This window comes from Candidatus Vicinibacter affinis, assembly GCA_016714365.1.
In the GTDB taxonomy this organism is placed as follows: Bacteria; Bacteroidota; Bacteroidia; order Chitinophagales; family Saprospiraceae; genus Vicinibacter; species Vicinibacter affinis.
This window is the reverse complement of sequence record JADJNH010000005.1, coordinates 988,634-1,002,538: the sequence shown is the minus strand read 5'-3', so window position 1 is coordinate 1,002,538 and position 13,905 is coordinate 988,634. Positions and strand designations below refer to the sequence as shown.

The following is a 13,905-nucleotide window of genomic DNA, read 5'->3' as shown; positions in this document are numbered from 1 at the left end:
TTCATTCTTTGCTAATAACTGAACTTTTAAACCTGTATCAAAAATCACAACTTTGATTCTGCAGCAAACTTAATCCTTTACTAGTGGATGTTTGTAAGCCGGTAAAACAATTGGCCTTATTTTTGTCCCAAACTCAGCAGGTCATATCCTGGGTAATCAACAATCTTGTATTTTTCATATTTTCTGACTATTCCATTGCACTGGCGACTTTATCTGTCCCTGGTATTGCTCTGCAATGTACAGAACTTGTCGGCACAGATTCAAGCCCCCATGACCAAGGGCGCCGTACCCCTGGAGGAAGAATCGAAAAATTCCGCATCAGGAAAGACTTATGCAGCAATAGTTGGCGTCTCTAACTACATGGACCCGGGAATTCTGGACCTTAGGTATGCACACAGAGATGCTAATATTTTTGCCGAGTTCCTGCAAGATCCTCGGGGCGGCGGACTGGGTAAGGACCAGCTTAAAGTCATTGTCGATTCTAATGCCACCCTTGCAGGCATTCAGTCCATTCTGAACTGGCTCATCACAAGCTGTCAGAAAGATGACAAGGCCATTATTTACTTTTCCGGTCATGGAGATGTAGAGACAAAAAGCAATCGTGAAAAAGGTTACCTGCTCGCACACGACACCCCAAAAAATAATTATCCCCTGAATGGACTGGACATTGACTATCTGAATGATTCTATTATAGGTAGATTGACCCGATCCCAGGTTAAGGTGGTTGTTATCCTGGATGCCTGCCATTCTGGTGCGCTTGCCGGTGATCGCATCGGTGGCAAAGAGGCTACCGCCATGGAACTGATGAAAAGATTCTCCAGTGAGGTAAAAATTATGTCCTGCCAACCATATGAAAGCTCATTGGAACATCAACGATGGGGAAATGGAAGAGGTCTCTTTTCGTATTACCTGCTCAAAGGCCTGGAGGGTGAGGCAAATAAGGATACCATCAGAGAAGTGGATCTCTACGAACTGGAAAGCTACCTCCAGGAAAAAGTGCATCTGGCTTCAGGAAAGGCACAACACCCGGATATTTTCGGCGGAAAAAAACAAGAATCTCTTTTTCCAGCAGCAGTAATAAATACTACCGAAAAAAATCCAGAGGTATTTGAAGAGGTAAATAAAGGCATCATCAATTCCGTGCTTGTACATCTTGCTACCTCAGAGGGGCGAAACAATTATCAAAAATTTATAGAATCCATTGAAAATTCCTATCTGATCAAACCGCTAGACAATTGTGCTTATAAATGGTACGAGTCTCTTTATTCAGATAGTGCATTCTATGGAGTTCGTGGAATCTTAAATGAAAAGATGATCGTTGCTTTAACAGATCCTGTTCAGCAAGCACTTGTATCCTATCTGAATACCGATCCCAAAGAATTAGAACTTAGAGAAAATGCCGATGACAAATATGTGCAGCTTGCGGAATATCTAAGTAAGGCAATGGAGATAATGGGGCCGGGAGATTCTCGATACAGACAGACTAAAGCCAAACAATTGTATTTTGATGGATTGGTGCTCAGAATGAAAGGCCAACAAGTAAATTCCAAAAAACTTTTAGAAAAATCCAGAAGCAAACAAGACTCTGCTTTGGCATTGGAAGATAAAGCCGCTTACATTCACAATGAATTAGGTCTGCTGTCTTTGGAATTACGAGACTACCCAAAAGCATTGACACATTTAAAAAAGGCAATCGAATGGTCCCCCACATGGGCTATCCCATACAACAATCTTGCGTCGGCAATAAGAGAAATTTATGCCAATGAAGATAGCCTTGCATCTGCTGTCGGATTATATCAATTGGCCATCCACTATAAACCTGATTTCTCCTCAGCCTATATGAATCTTGGCAATCTCTACAAAGAATTAAATCAAATCGATTCTGCTGAATTTTCTTATTGCAGAGCCCTGGAACTAAACGCAAATTATAAAGACTATCATCTGTATCTCGGATTATTGCTTACTGAAACAGACACCAGCAGATTTAAAGAAGCCGAAAATCTTTATCGTCAATCTTTGAAAATAGATGCCGGATATCCGGAAGCATATTTTGAATTGGCCAACCTTTACGATCATCTCCAAGAACAAGACTCCGCTGAGATAAATTACAAACAAGCAATCAAATTTAAAACGGATTATTCCGCAGCTTATGCAAATTTGGCAATTCACTATTACAGTCATGGAAATCTTACCGATGCAGAACTAAATATGAAATATGCCATTAGATCCGATTCACTAAATCAAAGTGCTTATGCGGGATTGATTTTTCTGTATCACCAACAATGGAATAAAATTTCCTCTCTTCTTAAACGGTCACCTTTAACGCAAAAAGAAAAAACAGAATTAGTCCGCAACCGCGGATTAGAACTTCTAGAAGAGAATGAGAACAAACAAGCTCTGCAATTATTTCAGACTTACTTCAATTTATATCCGACCAGTGCCGATGCGCAATATCTTTTTGGGTTATACTACCACATGATAGGAAATAAACCAAAAGCCCTGGAGCATTTTACACTCTGTTTTAAAAAAATAAAACTATCCAAATCATCATACCTGATGGATATGATCCGATCGGAAGATAAACTCACTGAACTTTTAAAGACAACGCGCTATAAGGAATTATATAAAAAGTATTTTCCTAAATAATGCTCCTCTCTATTTTTTCATAGCAGTTCTAAATAATGCTAAGGGAAATTAGAGAATTTGAAAATTTGAAAATTGTTCCCAATTGTTCGTCTCCGTTAGCCGCTTTCGCGGTTCCCTTACTTATCGTGCTGTCGCACGATACTCTGCTGAAGCAGAGATCGTTCGGTCATGCTTCCCAGCGTCAAACATTACGGTGATTAAAAGCAGTACCAAACAAAGTTTACGTAAAGCCGCTTTTGCGCCTGCCTGCAGACGCAGTCAGGCAGGGTTTCCTTACTTATCGTGCTGTCGCACGATACTCTGCTGAAGCAGAGATCGTTCGGTCATGCTTCCCAGCGTCAAACATAACGGTGGTTAAAAGCAGTACCAAACAAAGTCCACGTAAATTTCAAGCTAGGAAGCTCGAAATAACCAGGGTTGTCACAATTGTTCGTCGCAGTTATAAACAATGCTTAGTGAAATTAGAAAATTTGAAAATTATAGTATTTGAAAATTGTTACAAATTGGTCGTCTCCCAGCGTCAAACATTACGGGACACGGTTGTTTGATGCTTCCCAGCTGATTACTTCCAGTTAATTTTCCCATAAAAACTTCCATTTGTAATGTCAATGGTATCAGGAAGAGATCCATTTGAAGGCCAACCAGAATTTGAAATCACTCTGGCTTGAAAACTTCCCCTGACATCACCGGTTTTCATATTAAGTTCTTTGATTTCAACATAATTGTTCGAATCAGCCTCAATAATACTATAATTCTCTAAAGCAGCATCACCTTTGAATTCTTGATATGAAAAATTGTACAAAGTATCGAGGTATGTTGGATAAATAGGATTAAAATAGAATTTCCCAGTTTTCAAGAAAACTTGATCAATTATTATTTTGCTGCGCACTGATCTAGTTTTATTGTAACCCTCGACTAATATAGCCACACAGGTATCTGGAAAGCAATATTTTTTTGCTTTAAAAATACCGGTACTGCCTTTCCATTCTACCTCATCAAGCTTTGCCTTTCCCTCTCCATAGAAGCCATCATTATCAAAAATGCTGTTTTTTTCGCAAGATAAAATCGAAATAATGGTTAATAATATATACAATCTTTTCATAACTAATGAATTTTAATAATTTTAGTTACTTGTACCTTATCATCGATAACCGCTCTCAAAAACAATATGTGTATGTCAGCAAAGTAATTTGAACATTTCACTATGTGGTGTTTCAACTTAATTCAAAGCTAACTATTTTCGTTTATAGTTATTAATATTATTATATAATAATTAATGGACACGGTTGTTTGATGATTTCCAGCTCATAACATTACGATGATTAATAGCAGTACCAAACAAAGTTTGCGTAAATTTCAAGCTAGGAAGCTCGTAATAACCAGGGTTGTCCCCATTGTTCGTCGCAATTTTAAACTGCGATGGCATAAGATCATAGCATTTTTAATGTAGCCTGGTATGTCAATCATTCAAAAAAACGCCCTGCATTAGGACAGTCCTAAAAGTGGTTCAAAACTGGAACTTGTTAAACAATCCATAAATTTCAAGCCGGGAGGCTCGAAATAACTATTGCTGCGATTATAAACCAGAATAATCATTTAACTTTACCTCAAAGACCTTTTATGTTAAGATTGCTTTTTCCTATACTTGTTTCACTGATCGTTATTGTATTTCCCACCCAAATTTTTAGCCAAAAAACCATCCACCTCATACAGAGTTTCGACAACATAAATCAGGATATACTCCCTGGTTGTCAAAAAGATTATGACCACTCTACTTCTTTTTTTAAGGATATTGCCGAATATGCAGGCATGGAATTCCAACTTCACCAGTTGAACTTTGATAAAAACTCCGTTTTTTCATTTTTCCAACAATTCAGCTGTGGACCAGACGATGCCGTCGTATTTATTTATTCCGGACATGGGTTCCGCAAGGAAGACGACAATGTATTGTGGCCTTTCTTATACTATTGCCATGCAGATCTTTCCGGGTCCGGCTCAGCACTCGCAACTTGTGGTGTGCCACTCGACTGGATTCATCATGCCCTCATCGCCATAAATCCAAGGATGTCCATTACCATCGGCAACAGCTGCAATACGGAATTTGGCCAACAAGATTCAAAAAATAAACACGAAGTTTTAGATAAAAAAGAACAATCTACTCCGGATCAAAATGATCTTAGAAATCTTGAATTATTGACTAAGTTTAGGGGACATATTCTAACCTCGGCTTCATTGCCCGGCCAATTCGCTTATACCAACGACGAAGAAGGTAGTTACTACATCAACGAACTGATTGATGTCATGAATTTTGGCTTTAGAAATTCCAACCAGCCTACCTCCTGGGCCAGCATATTAAGAAAAGCCAGCAATGAGGTGAAGGAAAAAAAATCTGATCAAAAGCCTCAATTCCTTATTGTAAAAAATTCAGAGAAAATGTATTCAGAAGGAAGTGGTAAATATCAGAATGAATGCACCTATGCCAAACTAAACATCAGCGTTCCGGATGTGGGTGGCAGCAATTATGAACAAGTCCCTGTGGATGATATCGCAACCAATGAATACAATTCGACTTGGGAAACGCAATACGACAAAAACGAAGGTGTTGAATTGGCATTAGAAGAATTACCTATCCTGATGTTATACACTGGATGGATAGACGATGAAAACATATCCAATGAAGAAGAAGACAGGACTCTAAATATTTATTTAAAATGGATGGACGAACTTGGTTATGATCAGAAAAGTGCTGAGGAAAATTTTGATTTTAGTATGGAGGATTTATTTGATGCAGTTAAAAAAAATGATTTGGAAGAATTTATTAATGTACTTACAGCCGATTTTAAAAAATATCTGAATGCAGATTTTCGACAAAAAATAATAAAATCATTACCTGCTTTGGCTGATAACCCATCCCACCAAAATATTAAATCTTATATTCGGACACTAAATAATTAAGGCAACACTCAAAAATAAATTTTTCAATATTTAATTATCGACCATGAAAACATTTTTTTCGCTTTTTCTGACCTTCCTATTTTTTACCTCTGCACTGATCGCACAAAGCAGTTCTAAACCCCTCAAACCAAAGATAAATTCCATGCAGAAAACCACAACCAGACCTAAGGACAAAAGGATGGGATTGGGGTCCAGGGACATGACAGAAAAAATAGAAAATAATGAAGTAGCAGAAGCTTTTGTGGAATTGAAATCCGGTAATGTAGAACAGGCAACCAAACAATTTGAAAAATATTCTCAGCAAGACCTGGACGCAGCATTCGGCTATGGACTCGCATTACACCAACAAGGGTATACCAAAGAGGCCATTAAAGTTTTGGAGGAGGTAATCCTGAAAGATCCCGATCATACAGATGCCATGTACGAACTGGCATCCATTTATTTTGAAAGCGATAATTATCCAAAAGCAGAAGAATACTATCTGAGTATCCTCAGACTGGATCCTGAAGATGACTTTACCTGGGAAGACCTTGGTTTTTTGTACACCATGGTGGAAGGCCTAGAATCACAGGCGATCTATTGTTTCAAACAAGTGATTAAATTAGACCCGGAATATCCTGATCCTCACTTTGAAATAGCCAGAATCTATGCATTGACAGGCCACGACCAAGACGCTATTAAACAACTTCAGCTAGCCTGCAAAAAGAAATTCGAAGACATGAATTCCATTTCGGAAGATGAAGATTTTAAAAGCTTACATGAGTTACCGGAATTCAACTCCCTCATGGAAAAATGCAGCACAGATGAAATGAAATAATTTAATCAATCAGGAAAAGGTTGAATTTTAGTTTTTTATAAAATTTACTGAATTAAAAAATGTTCCAATAAATTCTTTCTTTCCCATGTATCCAAATTGATTACATCAAATCTCTTGGCCGTAGTAAAAGATGCCATGTCGCTGTCACTGTTAATCAGAATAGCACCCATCAAAATAACGTATTTACAATTGTATTTGGTGGCAGCAACCAACTCGTTGATACGTTGATCAATGGCTTCATATATAACTTCCGTGGCTTCGTATAATGGAATCTCTGAGGTTAAAATCCTCTCCTTTTTTTGAAATAAAATTTGTTCAATGGTATTCATTTGATAATCCATTTCTGTAATTTTATCTGGCGTAATTTCTTGATTCATCAATTTTCTCAAAGCCCCTTTTGCTGCTCCACAACAGCCGGTATTGTTTGTCTGGCCAAAGCGGTGAATCTCCCCAATTGCCCCACTTTTTGTTATCCCTATATGCGGACCGTAATAAATAAAAACACCGCCCTCGTCCGGTACATGACTGGCAAATGCAGCCATCCCGGTCAGTCCGGTAAATGGAAATCCATCTAAGCCCCCCATTTTAAAAGGTCCAAGAAATTCCTGCGTCCTTGCCGGATATTGAATGCTGTTGACATCATCACTGCAAATGCTGTCTGCAATCATGATTTGTCTGGGCTCCAGATCTAATTCATTTTCAACAAAATCAATGAGCATATTCACGCTGTCAATGGTGGTCATGGCGTGTGGATAAATCTTACGAATGATGGCTAATTTCTCTCGTTTCTTCATATTCTTAAATTATAAAATAATATTATTGGTTGCAGTAATAGCCGGTGGTAAATCAGTTTCTCCCAGCATTTCTCTCAAATCTATTTCAATGGTTCTACTCATTTGTGAAATAGGTACATCGTTTGCACTGCCTTCAAATGGATTCTCTGTACTCTCTCCCACCTGTTCAAGTGAAGTGTACACCCAGGAAATCAAAACACTGAACGGAATAACCAACCAAACCATATGACCCTTCATCATGCCCTCCATGGCAAGATTTAATTTATCAAACTCAATGAGCATTCCAAATGGCAACAACAAGCAAAATAACTTTACAAAAAAAGCATTGATGGTAGCAAATTGTCTTGGATAGGGGAAATTCTTAATCCGCTCACTTCGCCCCTGATGATCATATAACTCTTTCAACAATTTTTGCATCTCGACAAACTGAAAATCATCGATCTTTTTTAACTCAAATAATTCTTTCAGCGTAGCAGACTGCAAACCAATTATCTGAACGGCCCTGTTTTTGGTACTGAGAATATATTTCAATTCATGCTCATCCAAGTATTTTTTCAATTCCTCTTCTAATGGAATGGTTCTTTCCGGAATGGTATAAAAATTCATAAATTCTGCATTGTATGGTTTGGTCGTGGTTTCCCAAATCCTGCTGTCCCTCATCTGATACCGCAAGGCAGTCAACCAGGCAAAATGCCGATAGATCAATAATTTGCTGCTCTTCTTATCATCTATGATGAAGTCCCTGCACCAAAGGCCCCAGGATCTGCTGGAATTTAAAATAGAACCCCAAATCTGTCTTGCCTCCCAGGTCCTGCTGTAAGTCTGTGTATTCTTAAACCCCACAATAAATGCAGTGGCTGTACCCAACAAAGCCACCACTGTCCATGGAATGGCAATCCACTTAAAACCCATGTACTGATACAAAAATGTTGGAATGATACCGATCACCAACAAACTGTAAATGTTCCTTCGGGTCCAAAGAATAAATTCTTTAAATTTATATGAATTTCCTGCGTGCACGATTATATTTCTTTAAAATGTAGATCAAATTTATGGAACAATATTCACATCGGCGCTAAGGTATAAAATTGCCAGGAAATTAAGTTTAGGCTTATAAGCATTTAGCTTAGAGCATTCTGGAATGTGCAAATGGGATGATTGTCCATTTCACATGCAATGGAACTGATAAATTTGTTATTTTAAGAAATAAAGTTGAATACCAAATTTATAAAATTTGGAACACAAATATCATCATGTAAAAAAAATATATCGAGTTGAAATTATATAAAAAAGCCTTAGCCCGGATGAGGGACTAAGGCGGCATTTAGTAAGTAAGTCTGGTATTAACTCATTTTTAAAAATCCTTAACAATGCAAAATGTCTGTAATTAATATTACATTCTCACATGCATTTTATTACTGAATCGGTATGATATTCCTACACTCACAGAATAATCTGCAAATGCTGCATCTCCAACCACTTTTGTTCCGGTGTCAGCCGATCTTAATTTGTCGGAATAACTTTGTACTCTGTTGCGCTCTAAAGCAAATGGCACTGCAGCAAAAATATTCAATGATTTGATCTGATAGGATATCGTAGGTTCTGCAGCGATGACATATCCGGGTCTTCTGAAACCATTGCTTCCACCAATAAGGTCTTCACTTGGAACACACTCCATTCTTACGCCTGCTGTAATTGCAAAATTCTTAAGGTTGTAATTCACTCCACCACGGATCAAATATTGATCTGCAACACTCATCGTATTGGTTTTGTATTTAATGGCAGTGGCACTTGCTGTTCCTCCTCTTGTAGTAGATACACCGTTTTGTTCACGTGGATTAGCAAGATAATAAAAATTACCATACACCCCAAGTGATCGAACGATATTGAAAAATCCATTAAGCTCAAAGGAAACTCCTGTTCCGCCATCGCCCAACTGGATAGACTGATCTACCGGTCCAAAAGAATAGGTAGTGTCATTCTTGTAGAAATAATCCTGGTAATTGTAATCTCCTGTAGGCAGTTTTAATCCAAGTCCTACCTGAAGATTTCCTTTGCTGGTTGGCTTAAATAACCATGCACCAACAGTAAATCTAAGGTCTCCCATTCCGGTAGCGGAAGTAAAATGTCTGGTCTTGCCATCATGTTCATAGAGGGAAGATCTTGAAGTAGATTGGAAAGGTAAAAAGATGCTTAATGACCATCTATCGCCAAGGAACTTAGTAAGGGAAAGATCAAAGTTGTTGGTGTAATTTCTTACATCCGAACCATTTGCCACCCTCTCTTCTTCTTCTTCCTTTCCCCTGAAATGTCTGAATGATTTAAAATTCCTGTAGGAGGCATTGAATTGCCATCCATCGTTAGGTTGAGTAGTGTTAGATTGTAATCCACAGGTGGACCCTGTACTGCGTATGGCTACACAGCCCTGTCCCATCAGCTTGATACATGCTAGCAATGGAATCAGAATAAAAAATTTGAGTAAATTTCCTTTCATGAGAATAAAATTGAATTTGATTATTAAATTGTAAAAGTCCTTAACCGGGATCAAAGGTATTTGGCCATGTCAGGGTAGCCATATGTTTTTTACCAATTGAAGCTTTTAGCTGATGAAAAGCGTGAATTAAGTGATTGATTGGATTTAAATCTTATTGCTTAATTCTTTTAGGTTAATAATTATAATGACCTTTTCTTATTAAAATATTTTAATTTCTTTTTAATATTTGGAAAATAAGTGCAAGTTATAATTGCATCATTTGGAATGGTGTATTCAAATAAAAATTCAGGCAGCATGGTTCACACACTGCCTGATTAAAAAAAATCTATATCAAAACAATTTTAATGCTGAATAAATACTTTCTTTAGAGTGCTCCTGCCATTTTGATCCAATTTAAGAAAATACATTCCATTGCAAATATCTTGCACATCCAATACAATTTTCCTGTCTTCCATTTTAACATGAACGTTGACCTCCTTTCCATTCAAATCATACAGCTTAACTTCTTGAGCATGAACATAACCGTCCAGAAAATCTATAATAATTTCATCTTGTGCTGGATTTGGGTAAATGTTTACCTGATCTGCTACTTTTGAATTTGTGGAATTTACATTGGCAATTTCTACACTGCCGGAAATTGTATCAACCTGTATTTTACCTGACCGGTCATAAACCAATAATGGTACCGGAGAATTTACAAATTGAATGGGTGTACTCCGTCCTATATTTCCTTTCACTTGAAAAACAAATTTTGCAATGACTGTCCCATCATTAACGCTCTTTCCGGTACCAAGATCAAACCAGGTAGAAATCAATTTTCCGGGACTGGTGGTCGCTTCAAAATTTCCTGCACTCAATCCCAATGGATTATTGGCAGGTGCTTCAAAATTAACAAACTTGATTACAGTGGTATCCCATTGCAAGGTATAATCCATGGATGTAATATTTTGAAAACCTGATGCACTCAGACTTAAGGTGACCAACGAATTTGGTTGAGCCTTGTGTTTTGAAAGACTTAGCTTCAAAGGTGCTCCACTGCGACTGCTCAATTCATTCCCTGCAAAAGTAGAGGTATTGTCCACATCGCCAACCTTGACGCCAATAAAGTCCTGACCAATGGCAGATTGACCCAAATTATTTAAATCAATCTTCTCACTCAGATTTCCAATAAATGGATTGGTGTAATCCGGAAATTTATAGGACTTTGGAATAAATCTCCAGGAACCTATTGGCAAAGTGGTAGAATCACCTAATATTAATCTTTGCGTCAGATACAAATCACGACCATTGATCAGATTGTCACCATTATAATCTCCTGCAATAATGCGATATGGAGAAATTATTTTTTCACCCAAAATATGTCTCTGCATTAAATAAAGATCTCTGCCATTCAACCCATTTCTATAATTGGTATTCTTCTTAGGTTTTATGGAAAACGAACCGCCTTTTGGTAAACTGGCAAAACAATAATTTCCGGAAACTTGATTTACTCCACTTTCAATTTTTGATCCAGACAAGTCAAGGGTGACACCGGTAATTGCATTGCCATCTTCTTTGGTAACCTCTCCGCATAATTGTACCAGACTCTCATTCACAGTTACAAGTCCATCCCCTATTTCAAGGCTTACCGTTTGTAAGACCCCATTATTATTTGCAAGCCCATATGGGACTGTTGGCTTATCGGTAATAGAAATTGCAGTACTGCCTGAAGTAGCTTTTATTTTAAATATCAAATTAAACAATACTTCACCATCTGGCACGGTAACGGTAGGTTGATTGGAAGAGAACCAACTGAGTCCTATATTCGAACTGGATACCAGATTATATGCAGGCGTTATAGCTTTACCTTCCACCCCAATAATATTTAAAATAGTTGGATCGTCAACGTTTATGGAAAATTCCATAGCCGCCATATTCCTAAAATTACTCGCAGTAATAGGATATTTTAACTCCTGACCGGTCTCTCCCACCAAACCCATAGGTAAAACAATTCGCGGACGCGGAATGGTACCACCACCCGTCGTGCAACTGGCCTTGATGGTATAACTACCTACTTTATCATAATAGGATTCAACGACTGCATAATATACTCCCGGACCCAACATAGGACTGACGGTCTCATTTTGGGTACCCGCATTGAAACTTGAAGCTACACATTTATCCGGATCGCAATCTGAAAGTACATATAGATCAAAATCAGATCCGGAGGACATTCCGGTCAAATCTACTTTCACGGTTTGTGCTTGATTGATGGTGAATTGATAAACTTTTTCTTTTCCCCTTCCTGCAAAACCATTCAAAGATCCCGCGGTGTTTTTAATACCGCAATAAGAGCTCGCATTGTTTATTCCATCAGAATTACTCTCCGTCAGCGCTTGATTACAAGTCAATGTTTTAGCATCCAGGCAATTTAATACACCACAGGTCAATGTAATTTCAAATATTCCGTTATTACTTGTTCTGGCTCCATCCACGACTATGTAGTAAGTACCATTGGGCAAATCATAATACCTGATTAATTCTGCATTTCCACCTGAAGGTCTGGTTGGATAAATACTCTTGGAAATGCAATTCAATCCTGTGGCATCACATCGGTTAAATAAAAACACATCAAGGTCTGTGTTGCTGATCAAACTGATATCCAGATTACCCGTTCCATTATTCATTTCAAATTCATACACGACATCTCCTCCATCGAATGGAGAACTGGTACTGTGACAAGTATAATCCGTTCTGCTGAAAGTGGATGTCACGCCCACTGTTGTTCCGGACAATGTTTGCCCACATTGGATAGGGGTGGCATTCTGACATCTTCCGGTGGAACCACATTCACTTTTTAACTTACCCAAAAATATATTTTCTCCAAATCCATAGGCTCTTCCCCATCCTATAATATTCTTTGAATTGTCAAGTGTAATATCATTTATGTTTCCTAGAAAAAAACTTAAATCCAAATAAGAAAACCAAATATTTGTTTTCATGTCAAGTTCCTTCTTCTCAATAAATGGGAATACTACAATAGAAGACCAAGCCTGACCGGAAAGTAAAATTTTATTGTCGCAACTCAGGCTTATACCAACGGTTTCTTTAGACCCATACTGCGAATATTCATCAAGTTTCTCTATAGCCTTAAAATCACCAATTGGATTTAATTTAAGCAACCATTTAGAATGATTCACATTGAAGGGCCCTCTGGGTTCATTATCTGCCGCGCAAGAACTACCCAACATCACTATTTCATTGCTTGGAAGTATGACTAAATCCATTGGTTGGTCTGCAGTAGGCGTAGTATATTTTTTATCCCAAATTGTATTCAAGGCAGCATTAATTTTTAATACCCGCAAATCTGATGGATATATAAAACACTTATTACTGGGTTCATTGACATCCATGACTCCTGCTATGATAAAATTGTTATCATTTGTTTTTTGAATCAAATTATGCGTATTAACGGAATATCCATTTCCACCTGTGCTGGACTCCTTTTGGGGTGCACCACCAAATGTCAATATAGGAGTTGGTGAAAATTTAAAATTCTCAATAGTCCGTCTATTGATTTCTGTTCCTTCATGACTTAACCTAACCAAAACCATATTCTGATAATTGGCGTCACTTCTACTCGCAACAAGAAATCCTTCTGTGGTAGCAACAATTGCAAATCCATCATGACCGTAGTAATCTTTTACAAAATCTCCAATATTCCTCCTCCATATAAGCTCCCCGGTGAACTTATTCAACTTAACAATATGCGAATTGTTATCCAGACTACTTTTCGGACCGGAATTACTGTATCCCAAAACCACTATACCATCATTTACTTCCACTCCGGCAAACCAACCATTGTGGTAAATATCCTTTTGGCTTTGATCACCAACAGGGATTCTAGACCATACTATTTTTCCTTCAAAATCCAGTTTCATTACAAACCCCCTGTATTCACCTTCTCCACAGGTGTAACAGAATTTATAATCCGCATCTGAGGATTTAGTAGCTCCTATTACATAATAACCTCCATCAGAAGCTGGAACAATTTGATTTACAATATCATCCTTTAAACCCTCCAGTTCCTTAATCCAGGACACTTCAGGACTTACCTGCGCAACTAAAAAGGAAGAAATAAAACTATTTAAAAAAAATAAAACGAAAAGTAAAAAATGCTTCATGAATAAAATTTTTAATGGTTAATAACTAATAACCAC

Annotated in this window: 8 protein-coding genes; 3 read left to right on the top strand and 5 right to left on the bottom strand. The window is 37.7% G+C overall.

Going from position 1 to position 13,905, the window contains the following annotated elements; all coding sequences use genetic code 11:
- Window positions 1-165 precede the first annotated feature (165 nt).
- Window positions 166-2,646 carry a caspase family protein gene (locus IPJ53_04125; protein ID MBK7798277.1) on the top strand — a complete coding sequence of 827 codons (2,481 nt, stop codon included), beginning with the start codon at window positions 166-168 and terminating at the stop codon, window positions 2,644-2,646.
- Window positions 2,647-3,208: 562 nt separating this feature from the next.
- Here IPJ53_04125 and IPJ53_04120 read toward each other — a convergent pair.
- Window positions 3,209-3,748, bottom strand: a complete 540-nt coding sequence (locus tag IPJ53_04120; GenBank protein MBK7798276.1) for a hypothetical protein — start codon at window positions 3,746-3,748, stop codon at window positions 3,209-3,211.
- A 518-nt stretch (window positions 3,749-4,266) separates the two neighbouring features.
- On the opposite strand from IPJ53_04120, the gene IPJ53_04115 reads away from it, so the two are divergent.
- Window positions 4,267-5,601: a caspase family protein gene (locus IPJ53_04115; protein MBK7798275.1), complete on the top strand. Its 1,335-nt coding sequence runs from the start codon at window positions 4,267-4,269 to the stop codon at window positions 5,599-5,601.
- Between the two features lie 43 nt (window positions 5,602-5,644).
- Window positions 5,645-6,418 carry a tetratricopeptide repeat protein gene (locus IPJ53_04110; protein MBK7798274.1) on the top strand — a complete coding sequence of 258 codons (774 nt, stop codon included), beginning with the start codon at window positions 5,645-5,647 and terminating at the stop codon, window positions 6,416-6,418.
- Window positions 6,419-6,462: 44 nt separating this feature from the next.
- Here the strand turns inward: IPJ53_04110 and IPJ53_04105 are convergent, their stop codons facing one another.
- The 4 genes from IPJ53_04105 to IPJ53_04090 all read right to left on the bottom strand — a co-directional run bounded on the left by IPJ53_04105 (window position 6,463) and on the right by IPJ53_04090 (window position 13,869).
- Window positions 6,463-7,212: a hypothetical protein gene (locus tag IPJ53_04105; protein MBK7798273.1), complete on the bottom strand. Its 750-nt coding sequence runs from the start codon at window positions 7,210-7,212 to the stop codon at window positions 6,463-6,465.
- 9 nt (window positions 7,213-7,221) lie between these two features.
- On the bottom strand, window positions 7,222-8,232 hold the full coding sequence (locus IPJ53_04100; protein ID MBK7798272.1) for a multidrug transporter: 1,011 nt from the start codon (window positions 8,230-8,232) through the stop codon (window positions 7,222-7,224).
- Window positions 8,233-8,605: 373 nt separating this feature from the next.
- A complete protein-coding gene (locus IPJ53_04095) occupies window positions 8,606-9,706 on the bottom strand; it encodes a hypothetical protein (protein MBK7798271.1) in 1,101 nt (366 codons plus the stop codon).
- Between the two features lie 341 nt (window positions 9,707-10,047).
- The gene (locus IPJ53_04090; GenBank protein ID MBK7798270.1) at window positions 10,048-13,869 is read right to left on the bottom strand and encodes a pre-peptidase C-terminal domain-containing protein; all 3,822 of its coding nucleotides are present in this window, start codon (window positions 13,867-13,869) and stop codon (window positions 10,048-10,050) included.
- Window positions 13,870-13,905: the final 36 nt, after the last annotated feature.